The organism is Nonomuraea sp. NPDC003727, from assembly GCF_053586935.1.
Genome location: NZ_JBSFNE010000011.1, coordinates 149,860 through 168,946 on the forward strand (window position 1 = coordinate 149,860; position 19,087 = coordinate 168,946).

The following is a 19,087-nucleotide window of genomic DNA, read 5'->3' on the forward strand; positions in this document are numbered from 1 at the left end:
CCTGGTCCGACCTGCCGGGCTAGCCGCGCTCCGGCTCGCCGGACGACCTCGGGTCCGGCCCGCCGGGGCGCCGCCGGCCCAGGCCCGCCGGGGTGGCCAGCACCATCGTGCCGGGGCCCTGGGCGGCGCCCGGGCCCGGCAGGACCGTGATCGTCTCGGCGGTCGCCTCGCCGCCGCAGTGGGGGCAGGTGACCACGGGCGTGAACAGCTCCCCGCAGGAGTGGCGCAGCAGCGCGGGCGGACCGCCGGGCGGGGTGGACCACTTGTCTCCCCAGGCCATCAGCGTGACCAGTGCGGGCACGATCTCGCGCCCCGCCTCGCTCAGGTGGTACTCGTGGCGCACCGGCCGTTCCTGGTAGGGCCGTCGCTCGACCACGCCCGCCTCGACCAGCCGCTCCAGCCTGGCGGTCAGCAGGTTGCGGGAGATGCCCAGGTCCTGCGCGAGCTCGTCGAACCTGCGCACGCCGAGGAACAGGTCACGCAGGATCAGCGGCGTCCACGGCTCGCCGACGACCCCCACCGCCTGCGCGATCGAGCAGTGCATGTCCCCGAACCTGTTCATGACCCCAGCATAGTCAGTTGCTAAAGTGAACCTTACCAAGTTCACATTCAGGACTAACCTGACCGGAGGTCACGATGAGCATCGCACTCCCCTACCGGGAAGCAGGAGAGAAGAAGGACCTCGACGCGCTCATGGCCACCCTCGCCCCCGAGGTGGTCTTCCACTCCCCGCTCAGCGCCCGCGCCGGCTTCCACCGCCGCGACGAGGTGCGCGCCCTGTTCGGTGTCGTGTTCTCCGTGATCGACGGGCTCCGCTACCACACCGACGTGGGCGACGACCGGACCCGCATGCTCGCCGCCACCGCCTCGCTCGGCGCGACCACGATGGAGGAGGCGGCCCTGCTCAGATTCGGCGACGACGGACTGATCACCGAGATCACCATGTTCGTCCGGCCACTGCCCGCCCTCACCAGGCTCATGGCCGCGCTCGGACCTGGACTGGCCAGAGCCAAGGGCAGGAACGGCCTGGCCGCGCTGGTCGGCGCGGCGACGAGGCCGCTGGTGTTCATGACCGAGAGCGGCGACAGGACGCTGGTACCGCTCGTCACCAGGGCGTCGCGGCGCAGGCCACAATGAGGACATACCGCTGAAGGTCCTTCTCGCCGAGGACATGCACATCCCGCGCGAGGCCCTGGCCGAGCTGCTCTCGCACGAGGACGACCTCGAGGTGGTGGCCGGCGTCGCGCCGCCCTCGGCGACTCCACGGTAAGGGCCACACCGGGCGCGGGCCGCCCGCCGGCCGCCTGCCCCGGCGCCCTGGAGCCGCCGGCGCCGGGGTCCGTCTCCGGCCGGATGCCCGGCGCCCGCACCCTGGCCGGCGCGCTCCTGGCGAGCTTGACGGCGCCGTCCACGTCGCCGTTCCTGAGCAGGAAGCCGATCGCCGTCAGGTCGTCGCGAAGGCGCCGCCCCAGCTGCCTGTGGACCCGGTCCCGCTCGGCCGCCAGCGCCTGGGCGGCCAGGTCGCCCCTGGCCCCGTGGAGGTGTTCGACCGTGGCCGCCAGCGAGGCCAGCCCGAAGACGATCAGGCCGTTGTCGACGGTCACCGACACGTACCACAGCGCGACCAGGGGGCCGGCGCCCAGCGCGATCCCGGCACCGGCCGCTGCGGCCACCGCCGACGCCAGGAGCCAGCCGTACCGGCCAGGCAGGGCCAGCAGATTCTGGCACTACTGCATGACGTCTTCATGGGCGGTCCTGAGAGCACATCCCCATATGCAGAGCGTCAATCACCGAAGAGAGCACCGCTCTTGACAGCGTCGCTCCCAAACGAGAGCATTGCTCTCACAGGAGAGCACCTCCCCCTCACCTTTGGAGTCCCCGTGAAGCTCACTCAGGCGGCCTATGCCGTCACCGGCGTTCTCTTCCTCGTCTATCCGGCCGTGCGCCCGTCAGGGGACGACGCCGCGGCCATGTCGGCCACCGCGTGGGTGCTCGGCCACCTGGCGGCCATGATCGGATTCGTCCTGCTCGGCCTGGCCGCGCTCGGCCTGCACCGGATCCTGAAGGACCGCCTCTCCTTCCGGGCCGCGGTGGTGACCTGGACCGGGGCGGGCCTCACGCTCCCCTACTACGGCGCCGAGGACTTCGGCCTCCACGTGATCGCCCGGCGGGCGCTGCGGGACAACACGCCCGCGCTGATGGAACTGGCGGGCGAGTTCCGCTACGACCCGCTGGCGGCGACGATGTTCGCGCTCGGTCTCGCGCTGCTGGGCGTCGGAGCGATCATGACGGCGGTGTCCGTGTGGCGGTCGGGAACGCTGCCCGCGTGGAGCGGCGTGCCGCTGGCCGCGGGGTTCGCGCTGTTCATCCCCCAGTTCTTCGCGCCGCTCTACGCGCTGCGCATTGCGCATGGCGCGCTGATCGCGGTCGGCGGGCTGTGGCTGGCGATCGCGCTGGCCAAGGGCCGTTCCGCGGCGCCCGTCGAGGCGGCCGTGCCGGCCTGAGACGGCCACGCGACGACGGCAGGAGGGCGGAGGAGGACGTACGGCACCGCGCGGATCCGTCCACCGCGTCGCGCGGCGCGTGAGACAGCAGGGGCGACGGTGTCCGACGCGCTTGACGAGGCCAGGGCTACGACAGCCGGGATCGGCGTGCCCACCGACGATCTCGCCGGGCGCCGGTGAAACCCCTCATCGCAAAAAGCGCGATTGGATCACCCCTTGGGTGGGAATCCACTCACGGTATCAAGCGTTAGACACCGTGGGAGACAGACCCCCCCGACGGGGGCCCTGTAGGAGGCATTAAAACATGGGCGAGCGCGCACTTCGTGGCACCAGGCTCGGGGCAACCAGCTACGAGAACGACCGTAACACGGATCTGGCCCCGCGCCAGGAGGTGTCCTACACCTGTTCGAAGGGGCATCGCTTCGAGGTTCCGCTTGCAGCCGAGGCAGAGATCCCCGCGACCTGGGAGTGCCGCATGTGCGGCGCGACCGCGGTCCGCGTGGACGGCGAGCTACCCGAGGCCAAGAAGGCGAAGCCACCGCGGACGCACTGGGACATGCTGCTGGAACGGCGGTCCATCGAAGACCTGGAAGAGGTGCTCAACGAGAGGCTGGCGATCCTTCGCGCGCAGCGACGCAAGAGCGCCTGACCTCCTCACGGTGACGCTGGAACGCCCCGGACCGCAACGGTCCGGGGCGTTTTCCATGCCCACCGGTTCGTCAGCCAGGGGCCGGCCAGGGCCCGCCGAGTGGCCCCCAGGCCGCCGCACCCACGGCTTGCGGTGGGGCGGGCGGCCCGCGGTGCGGTCAGTCCTCGCGCAGCACCTCGCCGTGCACGACCTTGCCGTCGGGCGTGCCCGTGCCGCCGCCGGCGAAGCCGTCGGTACGCGGGAACGGCACCCCGAGGTTCGCGTACGGCGAAGCGGCCGCCATCGCCTTGACCCGCCGCGCGAAGAACCATGAGCCGAACCGCCGCATCGCCGGCCGCGTGAACGGCAGCACGCACAGGAACCCGAACACGTCGGTGAGGAAGCCGGGCGTCAGCAGCAGCGCGCCGCCGACCAGGATGAGCCCGCCGTCGGCCAGCTCCTTGTCGGGCATCCGCCCCGACTGGAGCGACTCCTGCAGGCTGCGCCACGCCCTGCGGCCCTCGCGGCGCACGAGCCAGGCGCCGAACAGGCTGTCGGCGATCAGCAACGCGACCGTGGCCCAGCCACCGATCACCGATCCGACCTGGATGAGCAGCCAGATCTCCAGGACAGGGACGACCAGGAAGGCCAGGAAGAGCAGGAGCCGGACCATCGTTTCCTCATTCGCGCGAGCGGAAGGCGTTCACCTCGTAGTAACGCCCGTCGCCCCGTGGACGTTCCACGGCCACCGGAGGCTCAGGGAAGCCCGGGGGGGACTTCAGGGACGCCCCGGGGACTCAGGGGACGCCCCCGGGGGGGAAACGTCGTCAGCGGTGGCGGCGCAGGCGGGCGGGCAGGCCGGTGACGCCCCAGACGCCGACGCGCCAGAACGCCTCGTACATGACCTTGCCGCTCATCTTGCTGGTGCCGTGGGTCCGCTCGACGAACGTGATCGGCACCTCCACCACCCGCAGCCCGTGCCTGGCCGTCCGGAGGGTGAGGTCGACCTGGAAGCAGTAGCCCTGCGACTCCACGTCGGCCAGCCCGATCTTCTCCAGCGCCGCGGCCCGGTAGGCGCGGAAGCCGGCCGTGGCGTCGCGGACCGGCAGCCCGAGCATGAGCCGCACGTAGACGTTGGCGCCCCTGGACAGCAGCTCGCGGTGGCTCGGCCAGTTGAGCACCTTCCCGCCCGGCACCCAGCGCGACCCGATCACCAGGTCGGCGCCGTCGGCGAGGGCGGCGAGCAGCTTGTGCAGCTCCTCCGGCTGGTGGGAGCCGTCGGCGTCCATCTCGACCAGCACGTCGAAGCCCTGGGCCATGCCCCAGTGGAAGGCGTCGATGTAGGCGGCGCCGAGGCCCTGCTTCTCGGGCCGGTGCAGGACGTGGATGTGGTCGTCGGCGGCGGCCAGCTCGTCGGCGACCTCGGAGGTGCCGTCGGGGCTGTTGTCGTCGGCGATCAGCAGGTGCGCGTCGGGCAGCGCCGTGCGGAGCCGTCCGGCGATCAGGGGGAGGTTCTCCCGCTCGTTGTAGGTGGGGACGACGACGAGCACCCGGCCGAGCGTCTGCTCCATCATCGATCCTCTCCCCTGCGGCGCCAGGCGGCCACGCCGATCGCGACCGCTCCTACTATCAACAGTGCCCACTCAGGTGCGGCGCCCACGCGCGTGGCGATCGTCGCCCGCGTGCGCACGGGAACCTTGACGACGTTCGTGGCGGCGACGCGCTCCTTCGTCTGCCAGGCGACCTTACCGTCAGGAGTGACATATGCGGAGATTCCGGTGGTCGCCGCGGTGACCACCGCCCTGTTGTGCTCGACGGCGCGCAGCTGCGACATGGCCAGCTGCTGGGGCGGCAGGTTCGACAGCGCGTAGGTGGCGTTGTTGGTCTGGACGACGAGCGGGGTGCCGCCGGCCCGGACGGTGTCGCGCACCACCCCGTCGAAGGCGACCTCGTAGCAGTTGACGGCGCCGATGGTCACCGGGCCCATCCGCAGGTCGCCCGGCCTGTCGCCCGCCACGGACTGCCTGCCGACCAGGTTGGCCCGCTCGAACAGGGCCAGGAAGATCTCCTTGAACGGCGTGTACTCGCCGAACGGCACCAGCTGCTGTTTGTCGTAGTAGGCGCCGGGCCCGGTGACCGGGTCCCACACGAGGCTGCGGGTGGCGCGGTTCTCGTCGCCGATCGCCACGACCGCGCCCACGAGGGTCGGCACGCCGACGTCCTTGACGGAGGCGTCGATGATCTGGCGGGCCGTCGCGTCGCGGTAGGGGTCGATGTCGGTGGAGTTCTCCGGCAGGACGACCAGGTCGGGCTTGGGCAGCCGGCCCTCGCGCACGGCCCGCGCGAGCTCGTGCGTGCCGTTGGCGTGGTTGCGCAGCACGATGGCCGGCTCGTCGCCGAGCGCGTACATCCCCTGCCCCGGCACGTTGCCCTGCACGATGCCGATGTTGACGCTCCTGCCCTCGTCGGCGGGGCGCGGGACGGCCGGCCCCAGCAGAGGTACGGCCAGCGCCAGCGCCACGGGCACGACCCGCCTGGCCCGCCCGGCCCGCCCGGCCCGCACGACGGCGCAGGCCAGCAGCGCCCCGCACAGCGCCACCGCGAACGAGACGAGCGGCACGCCGCCCAGCGCGGCGAACCCGGTGAACGGCGTCTCGCCCTGGCTGAAGGCCACCCGCGCCCACGGGAACCCGCCGACGGGGAACAGGCTGCGCGCCCACTCCATGGCCACCCACAGGGCGGCGAACCACAGCGGCCACAGCGGCAGCCGCATCACCAGGGCGGCGGCCGCGGCCATGGCCGCGTAGAAGAGGCTCTCGACGGCCACCAGAGCAAGCCAGGCGTCCAGGCCGATCGGCCTGACCCAGGCCAGCGCCGGCAGCAGGAAGACGAGCGCGGCCACGTAGCCGAGCCAGGCGGCGCGGCGGGGGCGGCAGCCGTACAGGCTGAGGGCGACCAGGCCGATGCCGAGTGGCGCGCACGGCCACCAGCTGAGCGGCGGGAAGGCCAGGAACAACAGCAGGCCGCCGAGAGCCGCCGCGGCGAGCCTGCCCCACAGCAGCCGTCGGGGGGCGCCGTCCGGCCCGGTGGGCGCCGTGACGCCCTGCTTCTCCTGCACCACGGCCGGGGTTCTCCTCGCCAGTCGCATCCTGATGCGGGAAACGCTACCGCCCGAGGCGGCCGACCCCCAAAGGAAGGCACTGGCAGGGTGATCCCGTGGCAGACGGATGCCATGGGATCACCCGCTAGCGGTGTGATCCGAGCACACGGGAGCGGGAAGAGGGCCCGGAAACCCTTCGGACCGGATCCGTCTCGTCGGCGGCGAGCGCGGGGTTCCGTTGTCTACTGGGCGACCGGGCCCGTCCCGGGTCCAACCCCCCGCCCGGTTGGGGTGCCCCGACTCGACGGACCGACGGCCCTGCACCTGGCTGTATGGACGGAGTCACGCTCCGTCACGGACGCAGGGTCCGACGATGTCAGAGACGGCCAACCGGCCAAGTCCCGTGCTGGACTGGGCAGCAAACTACCGACTCCAACTCAGATGTCAACCGTGTCCCGATCAGCGGAAACCTCAAGTTTTCGCAGCTAGGACATGCTCGGCGAGCTCAGTCTAATGCGCTCATCTCCCCGCGAGTCCGCGAAGCGGCTCGGGCAGCGGGCCCTCGTGGACGACGCCGAGGCGCTGGGTGGCCCGCGTGAGCGCCACGTACAGGTCGCTGGCGCCGCGCGGCGACTGGCCGAGGATCTGGCCGGGCTCGGCGACGATCACCGAGTCGAACTCCAGGCCCTTGGCCTCGGTGACGCCGAGCACGGCCACGGCGGCGTCGAGCGCGTCCCTGCCGGTGGCGCCGCCGGCCATCTCGGCCACCTTGTCCAGCAGCGCGTCGGGGGCGAGCACGGCGACCCTGCCGCCGTCGCCGGCCTCCTGGCGCGCCAGCTCTGGCAGGTCGGACAGCGGCGCGGACCACGGCCGCGCGCCGCTGTCCCGCACGGAGGTGGGAGCGCGCAGCGCGGGATCGATGGTGGCCAGCACCCGCGAGGCGACCTCCATCAGCTCCACGGGGGTGCGGTAGTTGATGGTGAGCGTCTCCTCCCGCCAGCGGCCCGCGACGTACGGGTCGAGCACCTGGCCCCACGAGCGGGCGCCGGCGCTGGAGCCGGTCTGGGCGATGTCGCCGACGATGGTCATCGACCTGGTGGGGCAGCGCCGCATGACCGCCCGCCACGCCATCGGCGACAGCTCCTGCGCCTCGTCGACGATCACGTGGCCGTAGGCCCAGGTGCGGTCGGCGGCGGCCCGCTCGGCCGTCGTCAGGTACGGCTGGTCGCCGCGCTGGCGCTCGGCCAGCCGCTCGGCGTCCATGACGTCGGACAGCCCGGTCAGCTCGAGCACCTCGCGCGCGTAGGCGAGCTCGGCCTCCCGCTCGCTCTCCTGGGCGGCGCGGGCGGCGGCCAGCTCCTCCTCCGCCTGCAGGGCGCTGGCGCGCAGCACCTGCTCGTCGATCTCGCCGAGCAGTTCGGCGGCCTCGTCGAGCAGCGGCACGTCCGACTCGGTCCACTCGGTGGACGAGCGGCGCAGCAGGGCGCGTTCCTCACGGCTGAGGCCGGCGGCGGCGTAGTCGAGGCGTTCGGCCGAGCCGTACAGGCCGAGCAGCAGCCGCTGCGGGGTCAGGTAGGGCCACAGCCGGTTGAGCGCGCTCTTGACCACGGGCTCGGTGCGCAGGTCCTCGCGCAGGTCGGCCAGTTCGTCGTCGTCGATGAGGCCCTTGCCGAGCTTCTTGGCCAGCTGCCTGGCCAGCGCGTTGAGGATCGTGCGGACGAACACCGCGCGCGCCTGGTTGTGGCTGCGCCGCGAGCGGATCGCCTTGTTCCTGGCGTTGTCCATCATGCGCTGGTCGAGGGTGAGCGTCTGGCGGCCGAGAGGCAGCTCGATCGGCTGGCGCGGCACCCGCTGCCGGTCGCGGACGGCACGCGCGATGACCTCGGCCATCCGCACGTCCCCCTTGACGGCGGCGACCTCGGGCCGCTCCCTGGCGGTGGCGCTGACGCCGGGGAAGAGCTCGCCGACCGTCGACAGCAGCACGTCGGTCTCGCCGAGCGAGGGCAGCACCTGCTCGATGTAGCGCAGGAAGGTCAGGCCGGGGCCGAGAATGAGCACGCCGCGCCGTTCGAGCCGCTCGCGGTGGGTGTAGAGCAGGTAGGCGGCCCGGTGCAGGGCGACGACGGTCTTGCCGGTGCCCGGCCCGCCCTGGACCACCAGCACCCCGTTGAGGTCGGCGCGGATGACGCGGTCCTGCTCGGCCTGGATGGTGGCCACGATGTCGCGCATCCGTCCGGTGCGCTTCTCGTCGAGGGCGGCCAGCAGGGCGGCCTCGCCGTTCAGCGTGGCCCGGTCGTCGTCGCTGAGGCCGTCGAGGTCGAGCAGGTCGTCGTCGACGCCGACCACCGTGCGGCCGCGCGTCTGCAGGTGGCGCCGGCGCGTCACGCCCATCGGTGAGGTGGGGGTCGCCCGGTAGAAGGGCTGGGCGACGGGGGCGCGCCAGTCGATCAGCATCCGGTCCTGCTCGTCGTCGCTCAGGCCGAGCTTGCCGATGTAGAGGCGGCCCTCCTCGACGTGGTCGAGCCGGCCGAAGACCAGGCCCCGCTCGACCGCCCACAGCCGGGCCAGCCTGGCGGCGTACATGCCCGCGAAGGAGTCGCGTTCGGACCTGTTCTGCTGGGTGCCGACCGCCCCGGTTGCCAGCACGTCCTTGAGCTGCTGCTGCGTTCGCTCGCGGAGGACGTCCAGACGTCCGTACAGCCGGGAGACGTACTCCTGCTCTCTGGCCACCTCGGTTTGACGAGTCATGGCCGTACCGTTAATGTTGGTAGTAATGGGACGCTCCGGGCCTTTCTTACTGTTGTGGCAACAAATCGCTACCTTATCAGGTCCGTTGAGCCGCTGACATCACGTCTTCATCTCACCGCTTGACTGTATGGCTTCTTCACGTCCATTGTGAGTTAGGAAAGTTTCCTAACTCCAATGGGGTGACAACGCGTGAGCGGTCCGGTTCCTGGAACTCCCAGCCTGTTGCGCGCGATCAACGACCGCGCCGCGCTCCAGGCGTTGCTGGACCGCGGGCCGCTGACCAGGCCCGAGATCGGCACGCTCACCGGGCTGTCCAAGCCGACCGCCTCGCAGCTGCTGTCACGGCTGCAGGAGGCCGGCCTCGTGGTGCTCGACGGCATCAGGGAGGGTCTGCCGGGCCGTACGGCCGAGCTGTACCGGATCAACCCGGCCGCGGCGTACGTGGCCGCGCTCGACGTCGCCCCCGACCGCATCGAGGCCCGCGTCGCCGACATCACCGGTGAGATCGTCGGCTCGCACGTCCTGCCCACCTCCCGCCGCCCCGCCGACAGCCTCATCGACCGGCTGCGCGCCGCCCTCGAGGGGGCCGGCTCGCCGGGACCGCTGCGCAGGGTCGTCATCGGCGTCCAGGCCGCGATCGACCCCACCACGGGCCGCCTCGGCTACGCCACCGCCAAGGACATGCCGGGCTGGCAGATCCCCAACCTGGTGCCGACCCTCAACGCGGGCCTCGGCGTGCCCGTCGACGTGGAGAACAACGTCAACCTGGTGGCCGTGGCCGAGCAGGCCCACGGGGCCGCGCGCGACCACCAGGACTTCGTACTGCTGTGGGCCGACGAGGGCATCGGCTCGGCCGTCGTGCTCGGCGGGCGGATGCACCGCGGGGCGACGGGCGGCGCGGGCGAGGTCGGTTACATGCCCGCCCCCGGCGCGCCGACCGCGCGCGAGGCGGGACACTACGCCAACCACGGCTACCAGGCGCTCACCGGCGGCCCCGCCGTGCTCAGGCTGCTGCGCTCGTACGGCGTGCGCGGCACCGACTTCCGGCAGGCCGTCACGGCGGCGGTGCGCGCGGCCGCCGGCACCGGCAAGAAGGCCGACGACGCCCGCGCGGGCCTGCGCGACATCGCCGCCCGCCTGGCCGTGGGCCTGGCGGCCATCACCAGCGTGCTCGACCCCGGGCTCATCGTGATGACCGGCGGCATCGTGCTGGCCGGCGGCGAGACGCTGCGCGAGCTCATCGAGCACGAGCTGCACGCGCTGACCATCCCCCGCCCCGCCGTACGGCTGTCGAGCGTCGAGGGCAACCCGGTGCTGGCCGGCGCCCTCGACCTCGCCCTCGACACCACACGTGAAGAGGTCTTCAGCTCCACCGTTCCCACCGCCTAGAAGCAGCTCCACCGTTCCTACCGCAGAGAAGCAGGGAGGCACCCCCCAGTGCGTTTCGTCCCAGTTGCGGCCGCAGGGCTCACCGCTCTCGCGCTGACCGCGTGTACGGCGGGCAAGGAGGCGCCGCCCTCGCTCGGCGCCCAGCCGAAGCCCTCGGGCGCCGCCTCGCAGGCACTTCCCCCGGCCACCATCGAGCTCTGGCACGGGTTCCAGACCGACGCCGAGGTCAAGGCCTTCGACGAGGCGATCGCCGGCTTCAACAAGAAGTTCCCGCAGATCACCGTCAAGGTCACCAAGGCCGTCCAGGACGACCAGATCACCCAGGCCATCCGCAGCGGCAAGGCGCCCGACGTGGCCGCCTCCTTCACCACCGACAACGTGGCCCTGTGGTGCAAGACCGGCGCCTTCCAGGACCTCACGCCGGTCATCAAGCAGGACGGCATCGACCTGACCGTGCTGCCGGAGGCCTCGCGCTCCTACACCGAGTTCGGGGGCAGGCGCTGCACGATGCCGCTGCTGGCCGACGCCTACGGCCTCTACTACAACAAGGCCCTCATGAAGGGCAACGAGCCGCCCAGGACGCTGTCGGAGCTGACCAGGCTCACCAAGGAGCTGACCGTCAGGAACGCCGACGGCACGATCAAGGTGGCCGGCTTCGTCCCCAGCTTCCAGTACTACGAGAACTCCCCCTCCCACCTCGGCCCGATGGTCGGCGCGAAGTGGTACAACGAGGACGGCACCTCGGCCATCGGCACCGATCCCGCCTGGAAGCAGCTGCTGACCTGGCAGAAGGAGCTGGTCGACTGGTACGGCTACGCCAACCTCGAGAAGTTCCGGCGCAGCCTCGGCGACGAGTGGGGCTCGGCCCACCCGTTCTTCAAGGGCCAGGTCGCGATGATCCTCGACGGCGAGTGGCGCAACGCCATGATCGCCAACGACTCCAAGGCCAAGTCGCTCGACTACGGCACGGCCCCGCTGCCCGTCGCCGACGACAAGCCCGAGCTGTACGGCAGCGGCTTCACCGCCGGCACCGTGATCGGCGTGCCGAAGGGCGCCAAGAACCCGCAGCACGCGTGGGAGCTGATCAAGCACCTCACCACCGACACCGACAGTCTGGTGACGCTGTCCAACGCGCTGCGCAACGTGCCGACCACCAAGGCGGCGATGGAGTCGCCGCGGCTGGCGGCCGACGCCAACTTCAAGACCTTCCTCGGCATCTTCGCCCACCCGAAGACCAGCACGCTGCCCGCGTCGGTCAACAGCGTCTTCAACCAGGACGCCTTCTCCACCTTCCTGACCAGCTGGGAGAAGGGCGCGGTCACGGACCTCGACGCCGGGCTGAAGGGCGTCGACAAGCGCATCAACGACAAGCTGAAGCTGTCAGGCGGATGAGAGCCAGGCCGAAGCGGCGGGAGGGCCTGCGCGCCCTCCTGTGGCTCTCCCCGTGGATCGCGGGCTTCTCGATCTTCTTCGTCTACCCGCTGATCTCTGTCGTGTACTTCTCCTTCACCGACTACGACCTGTTCACGCTGAAGTGGGCAGGCCTGGACAACTGGCGCTACCTCCTGCAGGACGAGCGGGTGTGGATCTCGGCCAAGAACACGCTGTGGCTGGTCGTCTTCATGGTGCCCGCGCAGGTGCTCTTCTCGCTGGCCGTCGCCCAGTTGCTCACCAAGGTGAAGGCGGGGGCGGGCTTCTTCCGCACCGTCTTCTACCTGCCGACGCTGGTGCCGATGGTGGCGGGCACGGTGGCGTTCGTCTTCCTGCTGAACCCGCTCGGCCCGACGAACCAGATCCTGTCGTGGATCGGGATCAGCGGCCCCGACTGGTTCGGCGACCCGTCGTGGTCCAAGCCGAGCCTCACCATGCTGGCCCTCTGGGGCTGCGGCAACACCATGGTGATCTTCCTGGCGGCGCTGCTAGACGTGCCCAGGCACCTGTACGAGGCGGCGGCGATCGACGGTGCCGGCTCCTGGCGGCAGTTCCGCAGCATCACGCTGCCGACGATCTCGCCGGTGCTGATGTTCTCGGCCGTCACCGCCGTCATCTACGCCCTGCAGTACTTCACGCAGGCGATGATCGCCTCCAGGGTCGCCTCGGGCGCCACCGACTCGGCCGGCAGCACGTTCACCCCCGGCTATCCCGAGCAGTCGCTGCTGACGCTGCCGCAGTGGCTGTTCCACGTGGGCTTCCGCGACTTCAGCATGGGCTACGCCTCGGTGCTCGCGCTGGTGCTGTTCGGCACGTCCATGATCTTCACCCTGATCCTGCTGCGCCAGTTCCGCAAGGCCGAGGAGGTCCTCTCGTGAGCACCACGCTGACCGCCCGGCAGCCGGCCGGGACGATACGGCCGGCGCGGGTGCGGGCCGGCCGGCGCAAGGCGCTGAGCTGGATCGCCACCCACGCGATCGCGGTGGCGCTGGCGGTGATGTTCCTGGGGCCGCTCGTGCTGGTGGGCCTGACCGCGCTGATGAGCGACGAGCAGGCGCTGACCGGCAACCTGTGGCCCGAGTCGTTCGCCTGGTCCAACTTCGCCGACGTCTTCGCCCGCTCGCACCTGCTGGGCTGGACGCTCAACACGCTCATGTACGCCGGGCTCGGGACGCTGTTCATGCTGCTGTCGTCGGTGCCGGTGGCCTACGCGCTGGCCAGGTTCCGCTTCCGCGGCAGGCGGCTGGCCTTCCTGCTGGTGATCGCCACGATGATGCTGCCGCCGCAGGTCGTCGCGGTGCCGATCTACCTGGTGTGGGCCAGGGTCGGGCTCACCGACACGCTGTGGCCGCTCATCCTGCCGATGCTGCTGGGCGACGCCTTCTCCATCTTCCTGCTGCGGCAGTTCCTCATCACGATCCCGCGTGACTACACCGACGCGGCCAGGGTCGACGGCTGCTCGGACCTCCGCACGCTGGTCAGGGTGATCCTGCCCATGGCCAGGCCCGCGATCGCCGCGGTGGCGCTGTTCCAGTTCTTCTACTGCTGGAACGACTACTACGGCCCGCTGCTCTACACCGGCATCAACCAGGACAACTGGACACTGTCTCTCGGCCTGGCGACGTTCAAGGCCTTCCACAGCGTGCAGTGGAACCTGACCATGGCCGCCACCCTCCTGGTGACCATGCCGGTGATCATCGTGTTCTTCTTCGCCCAGAGAGTCTTCATCGAGGGCGTCACATTGACAGGAGTGAAGGGTTGAAACTCGCCGTTGTCGGGGGCGGCTCGACGTACACACCGGAGCTGATCGACGGTTTCGCCCGGCTGCGCGACGAGCTGCCGCTCACCGAGATCGCGCTCGTCGATCCGGACGTCGCCCGCCTGGAGCTGGTCGCGGGGGTCTCGCGCAGGATGCTGGCCCGCGAGGGGCACCCGGCGACGGTGACCGCCACCTCCTCCGTCAGCGAGGGCGTGGCCGGCGCGCAGGCCGTGCTGTTCCAGCTGCGCGTGGGCGGGCAGGCCGCGCGGGAGGTCGACGAGACCCTGCCGCTGCGGTGCGGCTGCGTGGGCCAGGAGACCACCGGCGCGGGCGGCCTGGCCAAGGCGCTGCGCACCGTGCCGGTGGTGCTCGAGCTGGCCGAGCAGGTGCGCCGCCACGCGCCCGAGGCGTGGATCGTCGACTTCACCAATCCCGTCGGGATCGTGACGCGCGCGCTGCTCGACGCCGGGCACCGCGCGATCGGGCTGTGCAACGTCGCCATCGGCTTCCAGCGGCGCTTCGCCGGATACCTCGGCGTCGCGCCTGAGCGGGTGTCGCTCGGTCACGTCGGGCTCAACCACCTGACATGGGAGCGCTCCATCATGGTCGACGGCGCCGACGTGCTGCCCGCGCTGCTGGCCCGGCACGGGCAGGAGATCGCCGACGACCTCGGGCTGCCGGTCGGGCTGGTGCGCCGGCTGGGCGTGGTGCCCTCCTACTACCTGCGTTACTTCTACGCCCACGACCTGGTGGTCGAGGAGCAACGGGCCAAACCCTCGCGGGCCGCCGAGGTGGCCGCGATGGAGGCCGAGCTGCTCCGGCTGTACGCCGACCCCGCCGTCGACACCAAGCCCGAGCTGCTGGAGCGGCGGGGCGGCGCGTTCTACTCCGAGGCGGCCGTGGCGCTCGTCGCCTCGCTGCTCGGCGACCGGCGCGACGCCCAGGTGGTCAACGTGCGCAACGGGGGGACGCTGCCGTTCCTGCCCGACGAGGCGGTCATCGAGGTGCCCGCCACGATCGGGGCGGCGGGAGCCGTACCGCTGCCGATGCCGGCGGTGGAGCCGCTGTACGCGGGCCTGATCGCGGCCGTGTCGGCCTACGAGAGCCTGGCCCTGGAGGCCGCCCTGCACGGCGGCGAGGACAGGGTCCGCAACGCGCTGCTGGCCCACCCGCTGGTCGGCCAGGAGGCCGTCGCGGGCGAGCTGACCCGCCTGCTGCTCGAGGCCAACCGGGCGCACCTGCCGTGGGTGGTGTCGTGAGGACCGTGCTCGCGGTCGACGGCGGCAACAGCAAGACGGACGTGGCGCTCGTGGCCGAGGACGGCACCGTCCTGGCCACCGGCCGCGGCGGGGCGTTCCTGCCGCAGAGCGCGGGTGTGAGCGCGGCCGCCGACGTCGTGGAGGAGACCGTACGGCAGGCCCTCGGCCCGTCGCAGGCGCCGCCGTACGCCGATCTGCTGGCCGCCTACCTGGCGGGGGCCGACCTGCCGGCGGAGGAGGAGACGCTGAGCGACGAGTTCGCCGCGCGCTCCTTCGCCGGTGAGGTCGTGGTCGGCAACGACACCTTCGCCCTGCTGCGCGCCGGGGCGTCGGGCCCCTGGGGCGTGGCGGTGGTGTGCGGCGCCGGGATCAACGCGGTGGGCATCTCGCCCACGGGCCAGGTCGCCCGCTTCCCCGCCCTCGGCAAGATCAGCGGCGACTGGGGCGGCGGGCTCGGTCTGGCCGAGGAGGCGCTGTGGTACGCCGCGCGGGCCGAGGACGGCAGGGGCGCGCCCACGGAGCTGGCCGCCCTGGTCAAGGAGCACTACGGCACGTCCACGGTCGAGGAGGTGGTGCTCGGGCTGCACCTCGGCGACCTGGAGCAGCTCAGCCTGCACGGGCTGACGCCGGGGCTGTTCCGGGTGGCCGCGGCCGGCGACGCGATCGCCAGGTCGCTGGTCGAGCGGCAGGCCGAGGAGATCGTGGTGATGGCCGAGGTCTGCCTGCGCCGCCTGGAGCTGCTGGAGACGCCGACGGAGGTGGTGCTCGGCGGCGGCGTGCTGCGCGCGCGTGACCCGATGCTGAGCGAGCTGCTCGACGAGCGGTTCGCGGCGCGGGCGCCGCAGGCCAAGCTCGTGGTCTCCGACCTGCCGCCGATCGTCGGCGCCGCGCTGAACGGGCTGGACCTGCTCGGTGCGGGCGAGGCGGCCAAGGCCCGCCTGCGCGGGCACTACGGCGGCACCCTCTAGGCTAACCGTCTGGAAAGTATCCAGACGGTTTATCCGGAGGCAGCATGTTGCGCACCCTGGTCGTCGGCGCACACCCCGACGAGCCCGAGATCTACGCGGGAGGCACGGCCGCGCTGCTGGCCAGGGCGGGGCACGCGGTGAAGTTCCTGACGCTGACCAACGGCGACGCCGGTCACCACGAGATGGACCGGGCGCCGCTGGCGGCGCGCAGGGCGCAGGAGGCATGGCGCGCCGCCGACGCGCTCGGCGTGATCGCCTACGACGTGTGGGACACCCACGACGGCGAGCTGGAGGCCACCGTCGCGACCCGCGCCAGGGTGATCGCGGCCATCCGCGGCTGGCGCGCCGACGTCGTGATCGCCCTCCACGGCCACGGTCCCGGCCACCCCGACAACCGCGCGGCCGGGCGCCTGGTGGAGGACGCGGTCGCCTTCGTCACCAACAGGAACGTGGCCGCGGGCGGGCCGCCGCTGCCGCGCCCGCCGCTCTGCCTGGTCATGACCGACTACGCCGCGGCCGCCTTCCACCGGCACGAGATCGCCGTGGACGTCGACGAGGTGCTGGAGGCCAAACTGGACGGCTGCCTGGCGCACGCCTCGCAGTTCCTGGAGTACGCGCCATGGCAGCGCGGTTTCGCCGACCAGGCGCCCGCGGCGGGCGACACCGCGGCGGGACGCGCGTTCGTGGCCGAGCACTGGGCGCGGTTCGTGGCCGCCCCGGAGGCGGCGCGCCCCGCGCTGCAGGAGCGCTACGGCGCCGGCCACGCCGCGGCCGTACGGCACGCCGAGACCTTCGAACGGGCGGCCTACGGGCGGCAGATCGGCGAGGAGGAGCTGCGCAGGCTGCTGCCCGTCTTCGGCGCCTGACCCGCGACGCCCGCTCCCGCGCCGCCCCCGGCGGCCGTCAGGTCTCCTCCAGCTCCGGCGGGCGGTGCTCGTACGGCGTGCTGAGCACCACCGTCGTGCGCGTGGAGACGTTCGCGGAGGCGCGGATGTGCTGCAGCAGCTCCTCCAGCGCGATCGGGGAGGCGACGCGCACCTTGAGGATGTAGCTCTCCTCCCCCGCCACGCTGTGGCAGGCCTCGATGGCGCTCAGATGGGCCAGCCGCTCGGGGGCGTCGTCCGGCGCGGCCGGGTCGATCGGTTTGATCGACACGAACGCGGTCAGCGGCAGCCCGATGGCGTCGTGGTCGACCAGCGCGGTGTAGCCGCGCACGACGCCGCGCTTCTCCAGGCGGCGGACCCGCTGGTGCACCGCCGAGACGGACAGTCCGGTCTCCCTGGCCAGGTCGGTGAAGCTCATCCGGCCGTCTCTGGCCAGGAGCGTGACGATCCGGCGGTCGATCTCCTCCATCCGATCAAAAATAGCGGGAGATGGTCACGGCGTGGTCCCGACGGGGGCGCGCAGCTTCATCGCATGCTCGACCAGTGTGATGAGCACCTCGCGGCTGGAGTCGCGCTTGCGGGCGTCGCACAGCACGATCGGGATCGACGGGTCGAGGCCGAGCGCCAGCCGTACCTCGGCCAGCTCGTAGACGGGCGCGCTCTCGAAGCAGTTGACGGCGACCACGAACGGCGTGCCGCGCCGTTCGAAGTAGTCGACGGAGGGGAAGCAGTCGGCCAGGCGGCGGGTGTCGGCCAGGATGACCGCGCCGAGCGCGCCCAGCGCCAGCTCGTCCCACACGAACCAGAACCGCTCCTGCCCCGGCGTGCCGAACAGGTAGAGCATGTAGTCGTCGCCCATGGTGATGCGGCCGAAGTCCATGGCGACGGTCGTGGTGCGCTTGGCCTCCACGCCGAAGGTGTCGTCGACGCCCGTGGAACGGTCGGTGAGCGTCTCCTCGGTGCGCAGCGGCCTGGTCTCGGAGACCGAGCCGACCATGGTCGTCTTGCCCGCGCCGAAGCCGCCGGCGATGAGGATCTTGACAGCGGTCGGCAGCCGCCGCCGATCAGAGCGACCGAAGACCATCGAGCACCGCCCTGTACATTCTCTCGTCTTGCATGTCCACCTCGGGTTGAGGATCTTGCACGGTGACGAACCCCTGGTCGAACAGGTCACCCAGCAGGACACGGATCGTGCCCGCCGGCAGGTCGAGGGCGGCGGCGATCTCCGCCACGGAGACCGGCTCGCGGCACAGCCTGGCGATCGACAGGTGCTCGGGGTCGAGGCCCGCGCCCGGCCCCGGCGGTTCGCCTGCCGCGACGGCCAGCGAGATCAGGTCGAAGGAGCCCCTCACGGGTTCGGTACGGCCGCGCGTCACCACATACGGTCTGACGATCTCGGGGTCGACCCACTCCTCCTCCGTCATCGCGCCGCCTCTCCTCTCGCGGGAGAGGTCAGGTACTGGCCGACCCTGGCCACGAGCATGGCCATCTCGTAGGCGACCAGCCCGATGTCGGAGTCCTGCAGGCACAGCACGGCCAGGCACGCGCCCTCGCCTGCGACGGTCACGATGAGATAGCGGGAGCGCCACTCCACGACCGTCTGGCGCACGGCTCCCCCGCCGACGTGCTCGCTGACGCCCTTGGCCAGGCTCTGCAGCCCTGAGGCGACGGCCGACAGGTGCTCGCCCTCGGTTCTGTCCAGGTCCCTCGACGAGGCCATGAGCAGGCCGTCCGAGGAGAGCACGATGGCGTGCTCCACCTCCCCGACGCGGTCCGCCAGATCGTCGAGAAGCCAGTTCAGATCGGTTGTATGGCCTGCTCTCACGCCTCTCCCTCGGTCAGCTTGGCCGCCTGCGTCCGGCCCGGACAGGTACCCGACCGGAACGCGCCCATGATCGCGCGCATTCCGTGGTCGTGCTGCTCCTGCGGTGACATGGCCTCCTCGGTGACGGGCGCGGCGCCTCGGGCCCGGATGCGAGTCGGGGGCGGAACGGCGGCCCGGGGCAGGTGCGCACCGTCGCGCGGCGTGGCGGGGGCGGGGGGGAAGGCGGCTCGCGGAGTGGACAGGGCGGCGACCTCTGCTCGCGACCGCGCGCCACGCACGTGCGCAAGCGAGACGTTTTTCACCACAGGACGATCACGCACCCGGCGCCTCACCACTCCAGATACCCTAGCAACGCCACATTTTTCACTCAAGCTGCAACAATCTGTAAAAGTCTCAATTACCGCATTTAATGGTATTTAGTAGCGCACCAATTCAAGATCGTATCAGCACGCCGCCCCTCAGGTCGCCCCCTCCCCAGGAGCACCGGAAGCGGTCTCTCTCGCACGTCCCTGGTTCGGCGGCTGTGCCCGGCGACGATCGCGCCGCCTACCGTTGCGGGACCTTCCGGGACGCATCGCCGCCGGCGCTCTCC

General features: G+C 71.5%; 19 protein-coding genes. 10 read left to right on the top strand and 9 right to left on the bottom strand.

The window, feature by feature from the left end; genetic code table 11:
• Nucleotides 1–19: 19 nt before the first annotated feature.
• The gene (locus tag ACWDLG_RS27815) at nt 20–562 is read right to left on the bottom strand and encodes a winged helix-turn-helix transcriptional regulator (RefSeq protein WP_449925290.1); all 543 of its coding nucleotides are present in this window, start codon (nt 560–562) and stop codon (nt 20–22) included.
• A gap of 74 nt (nt 563–636) precedes the next feature.
• On the opposite strand from ACWDLG_RS27815, the gene ACWDLG_RS27820 reads away from it, so the two are divergent.
• The 3 genes from ACWDLG_RS27820 to ACWDLG_RS27830 all read left to right on the top strand — a co-directional run bounded on the left by ACWDLG_RS27820 (nt 637) and on the right by ACWDLG_RS27830 (nt 3,153).
• A complete protein-coding gene (locus ACWDLG_RS27820) occupies nt 637–1,137 on the top strand; it encodes a nuclear transport factor 2 family protein (protein ID WP_449925293.1) in 501 nt (166 codons plus the stop codon).
• A 743-nt stretch (nt 1,138–1,880) separates the two neighbouring features.
• Nucleotides 1,881–2,504, top strand: coding sequence for a hypothetical protein (locus tag ACWDLG_RS27825; RefSeq protein WP_449925296.1), 624 nt, complete (start codon nt 1,881–1,883; stop codon nt 2,502–2,504).
• A gap of 304 nt (nt 2,505–2,808) precedes the next feature.
• Entirely contained in the window at nt 2,809–3,153 is a 345-nt protein-coding gene (locus ACWDLG_RS27830; RefSeq protein WP_183661557.1) for an RNA polymerase-binding protein RbpA, read from the top strand.
• A gap of 157 nt (nt 3,154–3,310) precedes the next feature.
• On the opposite strand, the gene ACWDLG_RS27835 is transcribed toward ACWDLG_RS27830, so the two are convergent.
• From ACWDLG_RS27835 to ACWDLG_RS27850, 4 genes are all read right to left on the bottom strand, one after another.
• Nucleotides 3,311–3,805, bottom strand: coding sequence for an FxsA family protein (locus tag ACWDLG_RS27835; protein ID WP_449925300.1), 495 nt, complete (start codon nt 3,803–3,805; stop codon nt 3,311–3,313).
• 154 nt (nt 3,806–3,959) lie between these two features.
• Nucleotides 3,960–4,703 (bottom strand): polyprenol monophosphomannose synthase, encoded by a 744-nt coding sequence (locus tag ACWDLG_RS27840; RefSeq protein WP_449925806.1) that lies wholly within the window; start codon nt 4,701–4,703, stop codon nt 3,960–3,962.
• Nucleotides 4,703–6,253 (bottom strand): apolipoprotein N-acyltransferase, encoded by a 1,551-nt coding sequence (gene lnt / locus ACWDLG_RS27845; RefSeq protein ID WP_449925302.1) that lies wholly within the window; start codon nt 6,251–6,253, stop codon nt 4,703–4,705. The genes ACWDLG_RS27840 and lnt overlap by 1 nt, the downstream gene beginning before the upstream one ends.
• A gap of 498 nt (nt 6,254–6,751) precedes the next feature.
• Nucleotides 6,752–8,980: a HelD family protein gene (locus ACWDLG_RS27850; RefSeq protein WP_449925305.1), complete on the bottom strand. Its 2,229-nt coding sequence runs from the start codon at nt 8,978–8,980 to the stop codon at nt 6,752–6,754.
• 189 nt (nt 8,981–9,169) lie between these two features.
• Between ACWDLG_RS27850 and ACWDLG_RS27855 the strand changes: the two genes are divergently transcribed.
• Genes ACWDLG_RS27855 through ACWDLG_RS27885 form a run of 7 tightly spaced genes read left to right on the top strand, consistent with a single transcriptional unit; the run spans nt 9,170 to nt 16,652 of the window.
• The gene (locus ACWDLG_RS27855) at nt 9,170–10,369 is read left to right on the top strand and encodes an ROK family transcriptional regulator (protein ID WP_354906941.1); all 1,200 of its coding nucleotides are present in this window, start codon (nt 9,170–9,172) and stop codon (nt 10,367–10,369) included.
• A 48-nt stretch (nt 10,370–10,417) separates the two neighbouring features.
• Complete coding sequence (locus ACWDLG_RS27860) at nt 10,418–11,761, top strand: extracellular solute-binding protein (RefSeq protein ID WP_449925308.1); 1,344 nt, start codon at nt 10,418–10,420, stop codon at nt 11,759–11,761.
• Complete coding sequence (locus ACWDLG_RS27865; protein WP_449925311.1) at nt 11,758–12,678, top strand: carbohydrate ABC transporter permease; 921 nt, start codon at nt 11,758–11,760, stop codon at nt 12,676–12,678. The genes ACWDLG_RS27860 and ACWDLG_RS27865 overlap by 4 nt, the downstream gene beginning before the upstream one ends.
• Entirely contained in the window at nt 12,675–13,562 is an 888-nt protein-coding gene (locus ACWDLG_RS27870; RefSeq protein WP_449925314.1) for a carbohydrate ABC transporter permease, read from the top strand. Before ACWDLG_RS27865 ends, ACWDLG_RS27870 begins: the two co-directional genes overlap by 4 nt.
• Nucleotides 13,559–14,818: a family 4 glycosyl hydrolase gene (locus tag ACWDLG_RS27875; protein WP_449925316.1), complete on the top strand. Its 1,260-nt coding sequence runs from the start codon at nt 13,559–13,561 to the stop codon at nt 14,816–14,818. Before ACWDLG_RS27870 ends, ACWDLG_RS27875 begins: the two co-directional genes overlap by 4 nt.
• Entirely contained in the window at nt 14,815–15,786 is a 972-nt protein-coding gene (locus ACWDLG_RS27880) for an N-acetylglucosamine kinase (protein WP_449925319.1), read from the top strand. The genes ACWDLG_RS27875 and ACWDLG_RS27880 overlap by 4 nt, the downstream gene beginning before the upstream one ends.
• Nucleotides 15,787–15,830: 44 nt before the next feature.
• Nucleotides 15,831–16,652 (top strand): PIG-L deacetylase family protein, encoded by an 822-nt coding sequence (locus ACWDLG_RS27885; RefSeq protein ID WP_449925322.1) that lies wholly within the window; start codon nt 15,831–15,833, stop codon nt 16,650–16,652.
• Nucleotides 16,653–16,689: 37 nt separating this feature from the next.
• Here the strand turns inward: ACWDLG_RS27885 and ACWDLG_RS27890 are convergent, their stop codons facing one another.
• The 4 genes from ACWDLG_RS27890 to ACWDLG_RS27905 are packed head-to-tail and all read right to left on the bottom strand — an operon-like array spanning nt 16,690 to nt 18,495.
• Nucleotides 16,690–17,139 (bottom strand): Lrp/AsnC family transcriptional regulator, encoded by a 450-nt coding sequence (locus ACWDLG_RS27890; RefSeq protein WP_354906948.1) that lies wholly within the window; start codon nt 17,137–17,139, stop codon nt 16,690–16,692.
• 24 nt (nt 17,140–17,163) lie between these two features.
• On the bottom strand, nt 17,164–17,754 hold the full coding sequence (locus ACWDLG_RS27895; RefSeq protein ID WP_354906949.1) for a GTP-binding protein: 591 nt from the start codon (nt 17,752–17,754) through the stop codon (nt 17,164–17,166).
• Nucleotides 17,735–18,094, bottom strand: a complete 360-nt coding sequence (locus ACWDLG_RS27900; RefSeq protein WP_354906950.1) for a DUF742 domain-containing protein — start codon at nt 18,092–18,094, stop codon at nt 17,735–17,737. The genes ACWDLG_RS27895 and ACWDLG_RS27900 overlap by 20 nt, the downstream gene beginning before the upstream one ends.
• Nucleotides 18,091–18,495, bottom strand: coding sequence for a roadblock/LC7 domain-containing protein (locus tag ACWDLG_RS27905; protein ID WP_354906951.1), 405 nt, complete (start codon nt 18,493–18,495; stop codon nt 18,091–18,093). The genes ACWDLG_RS27900 and ACWDLG_RS27905 overlap by 4 nt, the downstream gene beginning before the upstream one ends.
• Nucleotides 18,496–19,087: the final 592 nt, after the last annotated feature.

Coding starts and splice junctions, on each gene's coding strand:
- ACWDLG_RS27890 (WP_354906948.1), bottom strand. CDS start 17,139: ATGGAGGAGATCGACCGCCGGATCGTCACGCTCCTGGCCAGAGACGGC.
- ACWDLG_RS27840 (WP_449925806.1), bottom strand. CDS start 4,703: ATGGAGCAGACGCTCGGCCGGGTGCTCGTCGTCGTCCCCACCTACAAC.
- ACWDLG_RS27850 (WP_449925305.1), bottom strand. CDS start 8,980: ATGACTCGTCAAACCGAGGTGGCCAGAGAGCAGGAGTACGTCTCCCGG.
- ACWDLG_RS27830 (WP_183661557.1), top strand. CDS start 2,809: ATGGGCGAGCGCGCACTTCGTGGCACCAGGCTCGGGGCAACCAGCTAC.
- ACWDLG_RS27815 (WP_449925290.1), bottom strand. CDS start 562: ATGAACAGGTTCGGGGACATGCACTGCTCGATCGCGCAGGCGGTGGGG.
- ACWDLG_RS27835 (WP_449925300.1), bottom strand. CDS start 3,805: ATGGTCCGGCTCCTGCTCTTCCTGGCCTTCCTGGTCGTCCCTGTCCTG.
- ACWDLG_RS27865 (WP_449925311.1), top strand. CDS start 11,758: ATGAGAGCCAGGCCGAAGCGGCGGGAGGGCCTGCGCGCCCTCCTGTGG.
- ACWDLG_RS27895 (WP_354906949.1), bottom strand. CDS start 17,754: ATGGTCTTCGGTCGCTCTGATCGGCGGCGGCTGCCGACCGCTGTCAAG.
- ACWDLG_RS27900 (WP_354906950.1), bottom strand. CDS start 18,094: ATGACGGAGGAGGAGTGGGTCGACCCCGAGATCGTCAGACCGTATGTG.
- ACWDLG_RS27885 (WP_449925322.1), top strand. CDS start 15,831: ATGTTGCGCACCCTGGTCGTCGGCGCACACCCCGACGAGCCCGAGATC.
- ACWDLG_RS27820 (WP_449925293.1), top strand. CDS start 637: ATGAGCATCGCACTCCCCTACCGGGAAGCAGGAGAGAAGAAGGACCTC.